Here is a 17228-nt window from a genome sequence, read left to right on the forward strand (position 1 = left end):
ACCCTGTCGCACCCCCTGTCGCACCCGTATCGATGTGTGCGTACGCGCGCATATTTGAGTCTAGAGTGGGTGGAATGTGGCGGCTTGGCGCCATTCACAAGTCATTATGGTTATCGATAAGTAAATATCGATTATTCTTCGGTGACTCAGACTATCTTAACTTGCGGCTGCGAAAAGGTGCAGGCGTCCGGTTGGCGCAACGTCCAACGGACGAAGAAAAAATACTAGGAGCAGCGGGATGAAATATCCGATCGCTATTGCCGCGGGAATCGCCGGCAGCTTTTTCGTCGCTCAGGCCGCTTCGGCCGCCGGCGGTTTCGAAGATCAAATGGGCCGCTGCCTGCAGCAGTTCGCCAACACCAAGGACGCCGCCCAGGTGATGCTTGAGTGCACCGCCGACGCCGGCAAGCTCTCGGCCTGCAAGGTCGTGGACAACAGCGCGGCCGGCAAGGGCTTCGACAAGGCGGCCATGTGCATTGCCGAGAAGCTGCCGATGGGCTCCAAGACCGGCACCGTGAAGGTTCCGTTCCGCTTCCCGGGCGGCGCGTAAGACTTACGCGCCTTCCCAGAGGGGGTTTCAAGCGCCTCCGCTGGTCCAGGCCGGCGCATCCCGCAGGGGACGCGCCAAGGCCGGACCGGCGGGGGCGTTTTGCTGTCTGGACAATGGCGTCCCCAAGTAACGTCCAGTTCTCTCCAAGACTACGCTCTCCAAGAAAAAGACCCGCCTTGCGGCGGGCCAGGTGAGGAGACGCGCGAAGAAACTGGTCGGAGCGCGTTACGCTAAGCCGCGCCCCGACTGCACAGAATTCAATATTCCTCCCAGTCCTGGTCGATGGCGACGGCGGCCGAGCCGCGGTGCGCGCCGGGACGGGAGGCCACGCGGGCCGCGGCCGGGCGAGGCGCCGGACGGGCAGCTTGGGCCGGCGCCGCCTGGCGGGAGGTCTTGAAGCCGCCGACGAGGCGGGTCAGCTCGTTGGACTGGCCCTTCAGCGAATGGGTCGCGGCGGTGGTCTGCTCGACCATGGCCGCGTTCTGCTGGGTGACCTGGTCCATCTGGTTGACGGCGATGTTGACCTGGGCGAGGCCGCTCGACTGTTCCTGGGCCGAGGACGAGATCTCGCCGACCAGGGCGTCGATCTCGGCCACCTTGACGACGATGCCGCGCAGGGCCTCGCCCGTCTGGCCGACCAGGGCCACGCCCGCCTCAACCTGCTTGGACGAGGCGCCGATCAGGGTCTTGATCTCCTTCGCCGCCTCGGCAGAGCGTTGGGCCAGGGCCCGCACCTCGGAGGCCACGACCGCGAAGCCCTTGCCCGCATCGCCCGCCCGCGCGGCCTCGACGCCGGCGTTGAGCGCCAGGAGGTTGGTCTGGAAGGCGATCTCGTCGATCACCCCGATGATGTTGCTGATTTCGCGAGAGCTCGTCTCGATCTCGCCCATGGCGGCGACCGCGTCGGTGACGACCACGCCCGAGCGCTCGGCGTCGGTCTTGGCCCCGGCCACCACGTCGGAGGCCTGGCGGGCGCCGGCGGCGGCGCGCTTGACCGTGGCGGTGATCTCGTCGAGGGCGGCGGCGGTTTCTTCCAGGCTGGCGGCCTGCTGCTCGGTGCGGCGCGACAGGTCGTCGGCGGCGACGCCGATCTCGTCGGTGCCCGAGCGGATGCCGTCGGTGGCGGCGGCCACGGCGGCCATGGCCTCTTCCAGGGTCGCCACGGCGGCGTTGAAGTCGCCCTTCAGCTTCTGGAAGTCGGGGGTGACCTCGATGTCGAGGCGCGAGGCCAGATCGCCCTCGGCCAGGCGCGACAGGGCCTCGCCCAGGGCCTGGACCACGGCGGTCTGGCTGCGTTCGTTGGCCAGGCGCACCTCTTCCAGGCGTTTGCGCTCGGCCTCGATGGTCTCCAGATAGATCGAGATGGCGAAGTCCATGTCGAGCATGACCGCCTTCATCAGCGCCGAGACCGCATCGCCGGCCTTTTCGGCGCCGTCGGCCTTGGCCATGAAGCCCTTGGGCCAGACCTCGCGGATCGCCGAGCGCATCAGGTGCTCGCTGACCAGGGCGTAGCCGCCGATGTACCAGCGCGGCTCCAGGCCGATGCGGGCGTGGGTCTCGCCGATGGCGCGCACGGCCTTGACGTAGGTGTCGCTGAAATCGGCCTCGGCGATCACCGACCAGTGCGACTTCTGGCGATTGCCGGCCGCATCCATGTGGCGCTCGTCGCCGAAGAACTTGCGGGTCTCGGGCGTGGCCTTGACGCGATCGTAGAAGCCCTTCAGCGCCGGGCCGATTTCCCTTTCGATGAGCGGACGCAGAGCCCGCAGGGCCGCACGGGCTCGATTGTCGAGACCCATGAACGCAACGCGGTCACTCAGTGCATAGTCCTGGCTCATCTGGCCGCTTCCTCGATTCAGATATCGAGGTTCACTCTCGCGGTCTGTGGTTAATGCGCCAACAACTTTTCCCGTTTTGAGCGCGTCAGGTCGTCGCACTCTACCGAGTTATGCTTGCGGCTATCCGCCGCGACGAAGTGTTTCCCGAGCAATGACCAGTTGCTGGATCTGGCTGGTGCCCTCGTAAATCCGGAAAATACGGACATCGCGATACAGCCGCTCGATGCCGTAGTCGGCCACATAGCCGGCCCCGCCGAAGATCTGCACCGCCCGATCGGCCACGCGGCCGACCATTTCCGAGGCGAACAGCTTGGCGGCCGCCGCCTCCAGGGTCACGCTCTCGCCGGCGTCGCGCTTGCGGGCGGTCTCCAGCACCAGGGCGCGGGCGGCCAGGGCTTCGGTCTTGCTGTCGGCGATCATCGCCTGGATCAGCTGGAAGCTGGCGATCGGCTGGCCGAACTGCTTGCGCTCGGAGGCATAGGCCACGCAGTCGGCGAGCAGCCGTTCGGCCACGCCCACGCAGACCGCGGCGATGTGCAGGCGGCCGCGGTCGAGCACCTGCATGGCCACCTTGAAGCCCTCGCCCTCGGCGCCCAGGCGGTTCTCGGCCGGCACGCGCACGCCATCGAAGGTGACGTCGTGGATGTGGGCGCCCTGCTGGCCCATCTTCTTCTCGGCCTTGCCCACGTGCAGGCCCGGCAGGCCGGCGGGGACCAGGAAGGCCGAGACGCCCGAGCCGCCCTTCGTGTCGGGATCGGTGCGGGCCATCACCGTGAACAGCGAGGCCTTGCCGGCGTTGGTGATGAACCGCTTGGAACCGGTCAGGACGTAGTCGTCGCCGTCGCGCACGGCCCGCGTCTGGACCGAGGCGCTGTCGGAGCCGGCCTCCGGCTCGGTCAGGGCGAAGGAGGTGACGGTCTCGCCCGAGGCGATGCCGGGCAGCCACCTGGCCTTCTGGGCCTCGGAGCCGAACATCACCAGGCCCTGGCTGCCGATGCCGACATTGGTGCCGAACACCGAGCGGAAGGCCGGCGAGGCGCGGCCCAGCTCGATGGCGACCAGCGCCTCGTCCTCCATCGAAAGGCCAAGGCCGCCGTACTCCTCCGGGATCGATAGGCCGAAGAGGCCGAGGTCGCGCATCTCGGCGATCACGGCTTCGGGCACGGCGTCGTCCTCGGCCACCTGGGCCTCGATGGGCCGCAGGCGTTCGGCCACGAAGCGGGCGACCATGTCGAGCAGCTGGTCGCGGGTCTCGCGGTCGAGGGCCATGGCGGTTCCTTCCTGTTTTCCGTCGCGTCAAACGATCGTTTTATTCGCCGACTTTAGCCGGCGCGCGGCGGAATGGAAGGCCCGTCAGAAACGGGCGCGGTAGGTGGCCGACAGGTTGAGCTCCGGATCGGCCGAGGCGTCGTGGCCGGGCTGCAGGGCCACCCCGCCGCGCACCGTCAGCCGGCGCTCGCCGCCCAGGGCCTTCTCCAGCCCCAGCCGCAGGTCGATCTCGCGTCCGTCGGGCGAGGCGCTGAACCGCCGGGTCGAATAGGACAGCGGGTCCTCGTAGGACAGCGGGGCGTCGGCCAGGGTGGTGGTGAAGGCGCCGGCCTCGATGCGTAGGGGCTGGCTGACCTCGAAGGTCAGCTGGGCGCAGGACCAGCCGATCAGGCCGCAGTCGGCCGCCGCCGCCAGCCGCCAGGCGCCGCTGACCGCGCCGTCGAGGGCCAGCAGGCCGCCCTGGGCGTCCATGCGGCCCATCGAGGCCTCGGCCCGCAGGCTGACGCCCGGGCGCGGCGAGATGTCGAAGGCCGCCGCGGTGAAGCGGGTGGTCGAGGGCAGGGCGAAGGTCGAGCCCGGGGCCAGGAACGAGCCCAGCGGACCCAGCGGCTCGTCCAGCGTGCCGGCGGTGAGGCTGAGCACCCCGCCGCCGACGGTGGTCTGGCCGGTGGCGGCGACATAGCGCGAGGCCTTGATCTGCGTGGTCTGCAGGGGCAGGCGGCGCTCGGCCTCGCCCTGCTCGGCGCTGAAGGCGAAGCGGCCCAGGCGCACGGCGGCCTGCACGGTCTGGTCGGGGCGGGCGACCATGCGGAAGGCGTCGCGGCCCTCGGGGCCGGCGGGGGCGGGCGCCCCGCCCTCGCCCTTCCAGGTCGAGAAGCTGAAGCGCCCGAACGCCGCCTGCATCCGCGCCGAGCGCATCGGCTGGGGCGCCAGCAGCAGGCCGGGGACGCTGGCGTTGGGCATGTCCTCGAACAGCGGCGCCTCGGCGCTGAACGCCAGCTTGGCGCCGGCCAGGGCCGGCCCGCCCAGCACGACGGAACTCGAAGCGGCGGCCGGCGGCAGGTCGCCGACGCCCCGGCGCGAGGCCGACGGCACGGTTCCGGCCAGGTCGACCACGAAGCGGCGGTGGTAGTCGTCGGTCAGCACCGTGGTCAGGGCGGTGGTGCGGGCCAGGGCGTTGCCGAACGACCCCGCCAGGTTCGTGCCCGGCGCCGAGCCGTCGTCGAGGATCACCGCCGCGCCGTCGCCGGTCGCCAGGCTGCTGGTCCCCACCGGCAGGAAGGCGCGGGTCAGGTCCAGCGAGCCGCGGCCGTAGGTGGAGTCCGTGCCCGTTGCGCCCAGGTCGGCGGCGGTGCGCAGCAGGATCGACACCGCGTCGCGGCCGGAGATGTTGGGGAAGGCCTGCAGCAGCAGGGCCAGGGCGCCCGAGACGTGCGGGGCGGCGAACGAGGTGCCCGAGATCCGCCAGCAGCTCGTGCCGTCGCAATCGGTGATCACCTCTTCGCCGGGGGCTACGATATAGCCCTCGGCGGCGACGCCGGCGCGATTGGAGAAGCTGGACATGGTCCCGGCGCGCGACACCGAGCCCACCGCCAGCACCGCGCCGGCATAGCGTGGGTCGACGGCGTAGCGGGCCGGCCAGCCGGGATCGGCCAGGCCTTCGTTGCCCGAGGCGGCGGCGATGACCACCCCCGCGGCGGTGGCGCGGGCCAGGGCCGCCTCGAAGGTCGGGCCCAGCGGGTCCTCGCCGCCCAGCGACAGGTTGATCACCTTGGCCCCGTTGGCGACGGCGTAGTCGATGGCGCGCGCCAGATTGGTCGAGCCGAAGATGCAGTCTTCGCAGTTGGGATTGGTCGAGGCGGTGTCGGCGCGGATCGAAAGGATGGTCGAGCCGTAGGCCACGCCGATCGTGCCCGAGCCGTTGAAGTTGGAGGCGATGATCCCGGCCGAGCGGGTGCCGTGGCGATTGTTGTCGAACGGGGTGTTGCGCCCGGCGACGATGTCGGTCGAGGCCGCCGACAGGCGCCCGACGAGGTCCGGCTGGGACGGGTCGACGCCGGTGTCGACGACCGCGACCGTCACGCCGGCGCCCGTGTAGCCGGCGTCGTAGGCGACGTTGGCGTGGATGGCCGCCAGGCCCCAGCTGCGCTGGTACTCCGTGCTCGAGACGCTCGGAGGCGGAGGCGGAGGCGGAGGAGGTGGAGGCGGTGGTGGCGGAGGAGGAGGAGGAGGAGGTGGTGGCGGTGGCGGCGGCGTGGTCACGCCGGTCGAGGGGCCGCCGCCGCCGCCGCCGCCCCCGCACCCGGTGACCAGCAGGGCCGCGCCCAGCACGAGCGCGGTAGGCCAGATGCGCAGGACGCGGTCCAGATCGGTCATCGAAACCCCTCCGACCCGCCCTGCGTCCACGCTACTTCGTGGAGGGCGAGCCTTGCGCCAGAACACTGCGTCTCACGCCGTAAAGGAAGTATATCGCGAGGCCGATCAACTGGGCGTAGAAGAAATAGTGTTGCGTCTTGGCCGGGAGGCTGGCGAACAGATAGAGGCAGCCCAGGATCGCGCCGCCGGCGACCACCGGCCAGGCCGGGGTCGAGAAGACGCGCTGGCGGCCAGGCTCGCGCAGGCGCAGCACGATCACCGAGGCGCCGACGGCGATGAAGGCGGCCAGGGTGCCGGCGTTGGCCAGCTCGGCGATCTCCTTGAGCGGCAAGAGGCCCGACAGCACCGCCGCCAGCACGCCGGTCAGCAGGGTCATCAGCACCGGGGTGCCGGTCCTGGCGTTCACCCGCGACAGGGCGCGGGGCAGCAGGCCGTCGCGGGCCATGACGAAGAAGATGCGGCTCTGGCCGTACATGAAGGCCAGGATCACGGTCGGCAGGGCGATCACGGCCGCCAGGGCGACGCCGGCGGCGATCTTCGGGTGCTTGAGGGTCTCCAGGATGAAGACCAGCGGCGCTTCGCTGGCCGAGAACACTTCGGTGCGCGAGGCGCCGATCGAGACGGCGGCGACGATCATGTAGATGGCCGTGCAGGCGGCCATCGAGCCGACGATGCCGATGGTCAGGTCGCGCTTGGGGTTCTTGGTCTCCTCGGCGGCGGTCGACACCGCGTCGAAGCCGTAGAAGGCGAAGAAGATCAGGCTGGCGGCGGCCATGACGCCGACCTTGACCCCGTCCGGGCCCGCATTGGCGGCGAAGCCCTTGGGCATGAAAGGCGTGAAGTGGCTGGCGTCGAAGGCTGGCAGGCAAAGGGCGACGAACACGGCCAGGGCGGCGATCTTGATCACCACCAGCACCATGTTGACCGTGGCGCTTTCGCGGGTGCCCAGGGCCAGCAGGCCCGCCACCGCCATCGAGATGATCACGGCCGGCAGGTTGATGATCCCCCCGGCGTGCGGGCCGGCCAGCAGGAAGTCGGGCGTGCCGATCATCTTGAACAGCCCCTGGGCGTGGGCCGACCAGCCCACCGCCACGGCGGCGCAGACCAGGGTGTATTCGAGGATCAGGCTCCAGCCGATCACCCAGGCCACCGGCTCGCCCATGGCGACGTAGCTGTAGGTGTAGGCGCTGCCCGAGGCCGGGATCATGGTCGACAGTTCGGCGTAGCACAGCGCCGCGCAGGCGCAGACCGCGCCGGCGATCAGGAAGGACAGGATCACGCCGGGACCGGCCAGGCCCGCGCCGACGCCGGTCAGGGTGTAGATGCCGGTGCCGACGATGGCGCCGACGCCCAGGGCCACCAGGTGCGGCCAGCTCAGGGTCTTCTTCAGCGCCGGGCCATCATGGCCGGCGTGCGCCGTGTCGATCGCCTTGCGGCGCGTCCAGAAACTCATGCTTGTCCTCCCGACTGCCGGGGGACCATGGCCGGGGATCGGCGACCCGCCAAGGGGGCAGGGCGCAAAGACGACGGATATTCGGCGCGGGCCCGAAAATGCGCCCTCCACGGACGAAACGCCGGTTTGGGCGGCCTTGAGCCGAAGGATCGTCGGTTCAGATGGCGGCGTCGAAGGCCTGGAAACTGACCGGAACCGGCGCCCCGGCACCGCGGCCCTTCATGCGGGCGTGCAGGGTCTTCACGCAATTGCTGCCCGTGCGCTCGAACGCGAAGGGCAGGATCCCGTGGACCAGGCAGGCCAGGCCTGCGGCCACCATCGGCAGGCCAAAGCTCCAGGCCATGGCGAAATGCTCGCCATAGGTCTCGCCGACCTGTTTGGGGTGACGGGTGAAGAGCTCGAGCATCGCGGGTCCCTCCTCGATCGAGGCCTGGAAGGATGCGCCGTCTCGGCGAGAAAGACATTGTCGATCTTGGCGGCTCGGCGCAGGTTGGGAGAATTCTCATCTCCCATATGCGAAGAAGCGAGATGATCGATCTCGATTCCATCGACCGCCGCCTGCTCGCCATCCTCCAGGAGGACGCTACCGTCTCGATCGCCGAGTTGGCCGAGCGGGTGGGCCTGTCGCAGACCCCGTGCTGGAAGCGGCTGAAACGCCTGCAGGACACCGGCGTCATCACCGCCCGCGTCGCCCTGCTCGACCGCGAGGCCTTGGACCTGCCGTTGACGGTGTTCGTGGCCGTCAAGACCGGCCGCCACGACGAGGCGTGGCTGGAAACCTTCGCCAAGGGCGCGGCGGCCCTGCCCGAGGTCGTCGAGTTCTACCGGATGGCCGGCGAGGTCGACTATCTGCTGAAGGTGGTCGTCAAGGACATCGCCGCCTACGACCGCTTCTACAAGCGCCTGATCGCCACCGCGCCGCTGACCGACGTGTCGTCCAGCTTCGCGATGGAGCAGATCAAGTTCACGACGGCCCTGCCGATCCCGACCTAGCCGCGCCCGTCGATCCAGGTCCTGACGACGTTGCGCTGGTCGTCGAGGAGGACGAGGTCGGCGGCCATGCCGGGGGCGATGGTTCCGCGCTGGTTTGCGAGGCCGAGGAACGCGGCGGGGGCGCTTGAGGCCATCATGACGGCGTCTTGCAGAGACAGGCCCAGCATGTCGACGGCGTTGCGGACGGCGCCGATCATGTCGAGGTCCGAGCCGGCCAGGGTGCCGCCGGGGCCCACGCAGACGCCGTCCTGGACGGTGATGGCCTGGCCCTGCAGGACGAAGCGCTTGTCGCTCATGCCGACGGTGGGCATGGCGTCGGTGACCAGCATGAAGCGGTCCAGCGGCCGGGTGCGCAGGGCGATCCTGAGCGTGGCCGGGTCGACGTGGCGGCCGTCGACGATGATGCCGCACCAGGCCTGCTGGTCCTCCAGGGCCGCGCCGACGGTTCCCGGCGCGCGGCTGGTCAGCGGCGACATGGCGTTGAAGAGGTGGGTGAAGCCGGAAAGGCCGGCGTCGAGCGCGGCCTTGACGGTTTCGTAGGCTGCGTTGGTGTGGCCGGCAGCCACCACCACCCCGGCCTTGGCCAGGCGGGCGACCATGTCGGGAGTGGTCATCTCGGGGGCCAGGGTGACCAGGGTCCTGCCGCGCTTGAGCGAAGAGAGCAGCTTGATGGCCGCCTCGTCGAGAACGCGGAACTTGTCGGCGTCGTGGATGCCCTTGCGCTGTTCGTTGAGGAACGGGCCCTCGATGTGCACACCCAGCACCCCGGGCACGCCCGCCGCGATGGCGGCCTCGGTCGCCCGCATGGCCGCGTCGACGATGTCGAGGTCGTCGCTGATCAGGGTGGGCAGGAAACCCGTCGTGCCATAGGCGCGATGGGCCGCGCCGATGGCGGCGATGGTCTCGACGGTGGGGGCGTCGTTGAAGAGGACGCCCCCACCGCCGTTGACCTGGGTGTCGATGAAGCCGGGAACCAGCAGGCCGCCGGCCAGGTCCTCGAGGCTGGCCCCGGCCGGAATCCCGGTGCGCTCGACGAGGCCCAGGATGATCCCGTCCTCGACCAGCAGGGCCCGGCCGTCGACGACGCCGTCGGGCGTCATGACGGCGGCGTTGATGAGTGCGGTGACGGCCATCAGACGGTCTTGGTCACCTTGTTGAGGTGGGGCGGGCGATCGGGGTCGTAGCCGCGCGCCACCGACAGGCCCGCGGCCATGCGGTAGAAGCTCTGCACGGCCAGGATCGGCTCCAGCGCCGGATGGCCGGCCCCAGGGGGCAGGATCGTCGACAGGGTGGTCGCGCCGTCCACCGAGCCGCCGGCCAGCAGCACGGCCGCGCCGCGCTCGGCCAGGCCGTGGGCCATCGCCAGCGTCGAGTCGTAGGTCTCGTCGTGCTGGGCCAGGACGATGGCGGGGAAGCCGTCCTTGACCAGGGCCATGGGGCCGTGCAGCACCTCGGCGGCGCTGAAGGCCTCGGCGTGCAGGCCGCAGGTCTCCTTGAACTTCAGGGCCGCCTCCTGGGCGATCCCGAAGCCGACGCCGCGCCCCAGCACATAGAGGTTGGTCGCCTCGCGCAGGGCCTCGATCCCGGCGCTCCAGTCCTGGTTCCAGGCCTGAGCCAGGCCGGCGGGAAGGGTTTCGAGAGCGCTCGTCAGCTCCTCGTCCTGGGTCCAGGCGGCGACCAGCTGGACGATGGCCGACAGGGCGGCGATGTACGACTTGGTGGCCGCCACGCTGAGTTCGGGCCCCGCATGCAGCGGCAGCACCGCGTCGGCCATCTGCGCCAGGGGCGAGCTCTCGTCATTGACCAGGGCCACGGTGAAGGCGCCGCCGGCCTTGGCGGCCTCGACGGCGGCCAGCAGGTCAGGGCTCTTTCCCGACTGCGAGATGGCCAGGTAGAGCACGCCCTCCAGGTCCTGCTGGGCGGCGTAGACCGACGACACCGATAGCGCCGCCGACGAGGTCAGCACCCCGGTGCGGGTCTCGACCAGGTACTTGGCGAAGGTGGCCGCATGGTCGCTGGAGCCGCGCGCGCAGGTGACCACGGCCCGGGGCGGGCTGGCCCGCAGCCGCGCACCGATCTTGCCCGCCGCCGCCGCATTGGCCGCGACCTGCCGCGCCACCACGGCCGAGGCTTCCCCCGCTTCGAGGTGCATCCGCGTCGCCTCGGCGGTGAGGGGCTGGGCTTCGGGTCGGGTCAAGACGGTCGCCTCCAAGACGGCTTCCTTTGCAAGGTTCGGATCAGGACAGGGCGTTCAGCTCGGCCACGAAGTCGTAGGCGTCGCCGCGGTAGTAGGATTGGGTCACTTCCACCGTCCGGCCGTCCCGCAGGAAGCCGCGCCGCTCGATGAGCAGGCCCGCGTCCTTGACCGGCACGCCCAGCAGGTCGGCCTGCTCGGCGGCGAACAGGATGGCGCGCAGCCGCTGCAGGGCGCGCACCGGGCGGTGGCCGGTCTTCTCCAGCGCCTCGTACAGCGAGGTCTCGACGATCTCGGTGGAGGGCAGGGCGAAGGCGGCGATGGTGGTGTATTCGACGGCCATCGGCGCGCCGTCGGCGTAGCGGATGCGCGCGAAGCGGTAGACCGAGGTTCCGGGCGACAGGCCCAGGGTCAGCGACTCCTCGGGGGTCACCTGGCCCTCGCCGCGGCTGATCCACTCGCTGTGCGGAACCCGGCCGCGCGAGATCATGTCTTCCGAGAACGACGACAGCTTGGAGAAGCTCTTCTCCACGCGGGCGGCGACGAAGGTGCCCGCCCCCTGGCGTCGCGTCAGCAGGCCTTCGCTGACCAGGCCGTCGAGCGCCTTGCGAACGGTGATCCGCGAAATGCTGAATTCTTCGGCAAGGTCGCGCTCGGCCGGGAGGGCGTCGTCGGGCGACAGGATCTTCTTCTGGATCGCCTCGCGCAGGGCGCGCTGCAGCTGCTTATACAGCGGGGCGTGGTCCTGCCCGTGGCCGTCCAGGCGTCCGATCTTTTCGGAAAACAGCATCACGTCCCAACCCCCTGGCCCACGGCCATCAGGCCCTCAATCGCCCCGATCCGTCCGGCTCGGCGGCCGGCGCAACAGTTCATGACCATTTTCATACCAATTATCTCGTGGTCTGCAATTGGTTCTTTTTCGGTCTTGTCAGATGCAAAAATTTCGTCACAGTCACACTCCGAGGCCTGAGAAGTACCGCTCGTTGCGGGTTCGCCGCGAGAAATTGGTATCAGATTGGGCTTTGGGGTTCGGCTCCGGGTCCAATGGCCCGGCACAAAGGGGAGAAGCCGAGTATGAAGAGCATCCACAAGGCGGTCTTGACCGCCTCCGCCAGCCTGCTGGCCGTATTGGTCGCCGCGCCCGCGATGGCGCAGGAGACATCGACCTCCGTCGAGGAGGTGGTCGTCACCGGCATTCGCGCATCGCTGCAGCAATCCATTCAATCCAAGCGTAACGCCGACGCCATCGTCGACGTGGTCACCGCCGAAGACGTCGGCAAGTTCCCGAGCTCGAACGTCGCCGAAGCGCTGACGATCGTGCCCGGCGTCACCGTCGACCGCCAGTTCGGCCAGGGTGAAAAGGTCTCGATCCTGGGTACGGACCCGGCTCTGAACCGCACTCTGCTGAACGGCCAGACCGTGGCTTCGGCCGACTGGTTCATCCTTGATCAGCCCGGCCGCACGTTCAACTACGCCCTGCTGGCGCCGCAGATCGTCGGCAAGGTCGAAGTTTACAAGTCGCCGGAAGCCCGCATCGATGAGGGGAGCATCGGCGGCACGGTCATCGTCAACACCCGCAAGCCGCTGGACCTGAAGGCGCTGACCCTTCAGGGCTCGCTCAGCTACCTTTATAACGACCGCTCCAAGAAGTCCGACCCGCAGATCGCCTTCCTGGGCAGCTGGAAGAACGACGCCGGCACCTTCGGCATCGCGGTCTCGGCCCAGCACGCCAAGGACCAGCTGCGCCGCGACGGCATCGAGTCCTACGGCACGATCCCGGCCAGCTACTACAACGGCGGCAACCCGGAAAACCCGGTCAGCTCGATCACCAACGGCAACTGCACCGGAACCTGCGCCACCACCCTGGCGGCCAATCCGAACGCCCGCGGCGTCAACTCGCTGTCGGTCTCCTACTTCGAACAGGAACGCGTCCGAGACAGCTACACCGCCGCCGTCCAGTGGCGCCCGACCGACGCCCTCGAGCTGAACTTCGACTGGCTGAAGATCAAGGCCACCTACGACAACACCAACCAGTCGCTGTTCGCCTTCCAGGGCAACACCTGGAACAGCCTGGGCGCGCTGACCGCGATCACCATCGAGGACAACGTCATCCGCAAGGCCTCGTTCAAGCACGCCCTGAGCGTGCTGGACGTGCAGTACCGCGAAGCCGAGCTGAACTCCGACACCTACCACTTCAACGGCAAGTGGACGGGCGACGGCTTCGACGTCTCGGGCGACCTGGGCTACTCCAAGGCCGACGGCGGCACCAAGCGCCAGCTGTACGGGGAGTTCCTGAACTGGGCCGACTACACCGTCGACTTCACCGGCACGCCGGGCTCGCCGGGCGTGCTGACCTACACCAACCCGACCGCCGACGGTAACCCGCTGGCCGACGCCAGCAAGTTCTCGTTCGACGGCGGCTGGGGCGGCGGCGACCCGTCGGTCGGCCCGACCGGCTACAACGCCGGCTGGGGCGGCAACATCGTCGCCAAGCCGACCACCGACAAGGAAACCTACGGCCAGCTCGACTTCGGCAAGGACTTCGAGGGCGTGATCAAGCGCGTCCAGTTCGGCTACAAGTACCGCAAGCACGAGACGACCCAAGCCATGTCGGGCGTGACCGTCTCGGTCTACGGCAATCCGGCCAGCGCCTCGCAGTTCAGCCCGTCGATCGTGCCCAGCAACTACCTGAAGGGCTTCGACGGCGTCACCGACCAGATGGGCAGCCGCTTCAAGATCGATGGCAAGGCTCTCGCCGACTACATCGACCGCGGCGGCTATCTGCGCCCGTGGCAGGCCAAGCCGGTTCCGACGGTGTTCGGCAACGCCGAGTTCACCGCCCAGAACTGGGGTATCGAAGAGACCATCAACGCCCTCTACGGCCAGGCCGACTTCCAGGCCGACAACGTGCGCGGCAACTTCGGCCTGCGCTACGTGAAGACCGAGTCCGACAGCGGCGGCTACGCCTGCGTCAACCAGACCGCCACCGGCTGCGGCACCACCGCCGCCGACTGGGCCTGGAAGGTGAAGTCCAAGAAGTACGAGGACTTCCTGCCCAGCCTGAACGTCATCGTCGACGTCCAGGAGGACCTGGTCTTCCGCTTCGCCGCGGCCCAGGTGATCTCGCGTCCGAACTACGCCGACATGTCGAACTACTTCTGGCTCTCCGACCAGATCCTGACCGGCGGCGGCGGCAACCCCGACCTGAACCCGTACAAGTCCAGCAACGTCAACGCCTCGCTGGAATGGTACTTCGCGCCGGAAGCCATCCTGTCGGCTGAAGTCTTCCACAAGGACATCAGCAACTACATCCTGCAGCAGACGGTCGCCGAGCAGCACTTCAACCAGGCGCGCAACGCGATCACCACCTACCAGATCAGCCGTCCGACCAACGCCGGTTCGGCCACGGTCAAGGGCCTGGCGGTGGCCTATCAGCAGACCTTCGGCATGGGTTTCGGCCTGCTGGCCAACTACACCTACGCCGACGGTGAAGCCGACGGCGGCTCGCCCCTGCCCTACAACTCCAAGCACCAGATCAACGTCAGCCCGTTCTACGAACATGGTCCGTTCTCGGCCCGGGTGACCTACAACTGGCGCTCGAAGTATTTCACGGGCCTGGATCGCGGCGACCAGATGTTCGTCCGCGCCTTCAAGGGCCTGGACGCGACCGCCGGCTACGCCTTCAGCGAGAACGTCAACCTGTCGGTCTCGGCGCAGAACCTGCTCGACAGCGAGTATTACGCCTACGCCAACACCACCATGCTGCCGCGCGGCGTTTACCGCACCGGCCGCAAGCTGCAGGCGACCCTCAACGTCGCCTTCTAAGGACCGGGACCGGAGGCGCGTCGAACGGCGCGTCTCCGATACCGTCGATTTGCATCGCGCGCGGCTTGGTTCAGGATCGCCCTCATGACCCGCCAGGCCGCGCCGATCACCCCCATTTCCCTCCTGACTGCAAGCAGCGAGCTGGGGCGGGACGGCTTTGGCCGGCCCGCCCGCCTTTTTGCCGACTGCCTGCCGGTGAGAGCGTCCCGCACATGATCTCCATGACCTCGACGCAAGTCCGTCGCGCCGCCCTGTTCCTGGCCAGCGCCGTCTGCGTGGTCCTGGCCGCGCCGGCCCTGGCGGCGCAGCCGCTGACCCTGACCCCCGCGCCGGTGAAGGCCCAGGCGGTCGAGGGCAGCTTCCGCCTGACCGCCGCCACCCGCATCCACGTGGCCAAGGGCGACGTCGAGGCGCGAGGCGTGGCGCTGCAGCTTTCCGACCTCCTGCATCGCGCCCGAGGGATCCGCCCGGCCGTGGTCGAGGGCGAGCCCGCCGCCGGCGAGGCGGCCATCTCTCTGGTTCGGGGCGGCCCCGACGGCGAAGGCTATGGCCTCGACGTGGCGCCCGGCGGCGTGAAGATCACGGCGCTGAAGCGCGCGGGCCTGTTCTACGGCGCCGTCAGCCTGTGGCAGCTGGCCGTGCAGGACGAAAGCAAGGGCCCGGTCGACGTGCCGGCGGCCAAGGTCGAGGACGCGCCGCGCTTCGCCTGGCGCGGCTTCATGCTCGACAGCGCCCGCCACTATCAGTCGATCGACACCATCAAGCTGCTGATCGACGGCATGGCCGCCCACAAGCTCAACACGCTGCACTGGCACCTGGTCGACGACCAGGCCTGGCGGCTGGAGATCAAGAAGTACCCGAAGCTGACGCAGGTGTCGGCCTGGCGCACGCCGGCTGGCGCAGCGGCCCGCGACCCGAAGACCGGCAAGCCGGTGCGCTACGGCGGCTTCTACAGCCAGGACCAGGTGCGCGACCTCGTCGCCTATGCGGCGGCCCGCAACGTCACCATCGTTCCCGAGATCGAGATGCCGGGCCACGCCCTGGCGCCGATCGTGGCCTATCCGAAGCTGGGCCTGACGCCCAACCCGCCGGCCCTGGCCATGCACGACTGGGGAATCTTCCCCTATCTCTACAATGTCGACGACAGCACCTTCGGCTTCCTGAACGACGTGCTCGACGAGGTCATGGACCTCTTCCCGTCGCCCTATATCCACGTGGGCGGCGACGAAGCCGTGAAGGACCAGTGGAAGGAAAGCGCGGCGATCCAGGCCAGGATCAAGGAACTGGGCGTCAAGGACGAGCATGGCCTGCAGAGCTGGTTCATCCAGCGGGTCGAAAAGCACATCAACGGCCGTGGCCGCCGCCTGATCGGCTGGGACGAGATCCTGGAGGGCGGCCTCGCCCCCAACGCCACGGTGATGTCGTGGCGCGGGATCGACGGGGCCATCGCCGCCGCCGGCCAGGGTCACGACACCGTGTTGTCGCCCGAGCCGACGCTCTATTTCGACCGCCGCCAGAGCACGTCTGTCGACGAGCCGCCCGGCCGCATGACGGTCAGCAGCCTCAAGGACGTCTACCAGTTCGACGCCGCGCCGGACGCCCTGACGGCCGACCAGCGCAAGCACATCCTGGGCGTCCAGGCCAATCTGTGGGTCGAGCACATCCGCACCGACGAGCGGGTGCAGCAGATGGCCTTCCCGCGCCTGGTGGCGCTGTCGGAAACCGCCTGGACCCAGGAGGAGCGCCGTGACTGGCAGGGCTTCACCGCCCGCGTGCCGGCGCAGATGGCCCGCCTGAAGGCGCTTGGCCTCAAGGCCAACACCGCGCCGTTCGAGCCGCAGGCGACCTTGCGTCCCGGCCAGGACGGGGCGATCGCCGCCAGCCTGAAAAGCGGGCTTGAGATCGGCCAGGTGCGCTACACGACCGACGGCTCTGAACCGACCGCCTCCTCGCCGGCCTATGGCGAGACCCTGTCGCTGAAGACGGGAACCACCCTGAAGGCCCGCAGCTTCCTGGACGGCCAGCCGCTGGGCCGCACCCGCGCCTGGACGGCCACCCAATGGGCGGCCGAGACCCGGGTCAGCCGCCAGCTGGAGCTGTGCGGCAACGCCATCCCGCTGCTCTTCGAGGACGACGCGCCCGAGAACGGCCGCGACGGCGAGCGCGCCATCTTCGCCACCGACGTGATGAAGCCGTGCTGGGTGTGGAGGGGCGCAGACCTCTCCAAGGGGCTGAAGCTGACCGCCCGCGTCGGCCAGACGCCGTGGAACTTCCAGATCGGCAAGGCCAAGGACCAGATCGTGGTGCGCAAGCCGGCCACGCCGGACGGCGAGCTGGAAGTGCGCGTCGGCGGCTGCGAGGGCGAGCGCATCGCCGCCATCCCGCTGGGCAAGGCCGGTCGCGGCCCGGGCCTGGGGACCGTCAGCGGCGCCCTGCCGGCCCGCGACGGCGTCCACGACCTGTGCTTCAGCTTCACCGCCAAGGGCCTCGATCCGATGCCCGCCCTCGACCGCGTCACCCTGACGGCGGCCGGCCAGTAGTCTCCCACCCGTAACGTTCCGGCGAGAGTTCTCCACGTGACCACCCTTGTTCTTTCTTCGCCGCTTTCAGGCTGGGTGGCGCCTTTGGATGAGACGCCGGATGCGGTGTTTGCCGAGCGGATGCTGGGGGACGGTCTGGCGATCGATCCGACGGGGTCGGTGCTGCACGCGCCTTGCGACGGCCGAGTGA

13 protein-coding genes are annotated in these 17228 nt (G+C 69.1%); 5 read left to right on the forward strand and 8 right to left on the reverse strand.

From position 1 onward, the window contains the following. Window positions 1–238 precede the first annotated feature (238 nt). The gene (locus tag ACODR1_RS08060; RefSeq protein WP_058347358.1) at window positions 239–550 is read left to right on the forward strand and encodes a hypothetical protein; all 312 of its coding nucleotides are present in this window, start codon (window positions 239–241) and stop codon (window positions 548–550) included. A 257-nt stretch (window positions 551–807) separates the two neighbouring features. Here ACODR1_RS08060 and ACODR1_RS08065 read toward each other — a convergent pair whose 3' ends face one another. The 5 genes from ACODR1_RS08065 to ACODR1_RS08085 all read right to left on the reverse strand — a co-directional run bounded on the left by ACODR1_RS08065 (window position 808) and on the right by ACODR1_RS08085 (window position 7892). After that, on the reverse strand, window positions 808–2388 hold the full coding sequence (locus ACODR1_RS08065) for a methyl-accepting chemotaxis protein (protein WP_488879982.1): 1581 nt from the start codon (window positions 2386–2388) through the stop codon (window positions 808–810). Between the two features lie 120 nt (window positions 2389–2508). Then, window positions 2509–3657, reverse strand: a complete 1149-nt coding sequence (locus ACODR1_RS08070; protein ID WP_488879983.1) for an acyl-CoA dehydrogenase family protein — start codon at window positions 3655–3657, stop codon at window positions 2509–2511. 84 nt (window positions 3658–3741) lie between these two features. Further along, entirely contained in the window at window positions 3742–6033 is a 2292-nt protein-coding gene (locus ACODR1_RS08075; RefSeq protein WP_488879984.1) for a S8 family peptidase, read from the reverse strand. 31 nt (window positions 6034–6064) lie between these two features. Further along, the gene (locus tag ACODR1_RS08080; protein ID WP_488879985.1) at window positions 6065–7486 is read right to left on the reverse strand and encodes an amino acid permease; all 1422 of its coding nucleotides are present in this window, start codon (window positions 7484–7486) and stop codon (window positions 6065–6067) included. Window positions 7487–7643: 157 nt separating this feature from the next. Next, window positions 7644–7892 carry a DUF6356 family protein gene (locus tag ACODR1_RS08085; RefSeq protein WP_488879986.1) on the reverse strand — a complete coding sequence of 83 codons (249 nt, stop codon included), beginning with the start codon at window positions 7890–7892 and terminating at the stop codon, window positions 7644–7646. Between the two features lie 122 nt (window positions 7893–8014). Between ACODR1_RS08085 and ACODR1_RS08090 the strand changes: the two genes are divergently transcribed. Continuing rightward, entirely contained in the window at window positions 8015–8479 is a 465-nt protein-coding gene (locus ACODR1_RS08090) for an Lrp/AsnC family transcriptional regulator (protein WP_488879987.1), read from the forward strand. Here ACODR1_RS08090 and nagA read toward each other — a convergent pair. The 3 genes from nagA to ACODR1_RS08105 are packed head-to-tail and all read right to left on the reverse strand — an operon-like array spanning window position 8476 to window position 11463. Continuing rightward, window positions 8476–9612 carry an N-acetylglucosamine-6-phosphate deacetylase gene (gene nagA, locus ACODR1_RS08095; RefSeq protein ID WP_488879988.1) on the reverse strand — a complete coding sequence of 379 codons (1137 nt, stop codon included), beginning with the start codon at window positions 9610–9612 and terminating at the stop codon, window positions 8476–8478. The genes ACODR1_RS08090 and nagA overlap by 4 nt on opposite strands. Continuing rightward, a complete protein-coding gene (locus ACODR1_RS08100) occupies window positions 9612–10691 on the reverse strand; it encodes an SIS domain-containing protein (protein WP_488879989.1) in 1080 nt (359 codons plus the stop codon). Before ACODR1_RS08100 ends, nagA begins: the two co-directional genes overlap by 1 nt. Window positions 10692–10716: 25 nt before the next feature. Next, a complete protein-coding gene (locus ACODR1_RS08105) occupies window positions 10717–11463 on the reverse strand; it encodes a GntR family transcriptional regulator (protein ID WP_488879990.1) in 747 nt (248 codons plus the stop codon). Between the two features lie 284 nt (window positions 11464–11747). Here ACODR1_RS08105 and ACODR1_RS08110 point away from each other — a divergent pair, with 284 nt between their 5' ends. The 3 genes from ACODR1_RS08110 to ACODR1_RS08120 all read left to right on the forward strand — a co-directional run. Next, window positions 11748–14498, forward strand: coding sequence for a TonB-dependent receptor (locus ACODR1_RS08110; RefSeq protein ID WP_488879991.1), 2751 nt, complete (start codon window positions 11748–11750; stop codon window positions 14496–14498). Window positions 14499–14710: 212 nt separating this feature from the next. Further along, window positions 14711–17038, forward strand: a complete 2328-nt coding sequence (locus ACODR1_RS08115; RefSeq protein ID WP_488879992.1) for a family 20 glycosylhydrolase — start codon at window positions 14711–14713, stop codon at window positions 17036–17038. 36 nt (window positions 17039–17074) lie between these two features. Next, window positions 17075–17228: PTS glucose transporter subunit IIA (locus ACODR1_RS08120; RefSeq protein ID WP_488879995.1), on the forward strand; the 154-nt coding region annotated here is incomplete at its 3' end.

Source organism: Caulobacter sp. FG7, assembly GCF_057808875.1.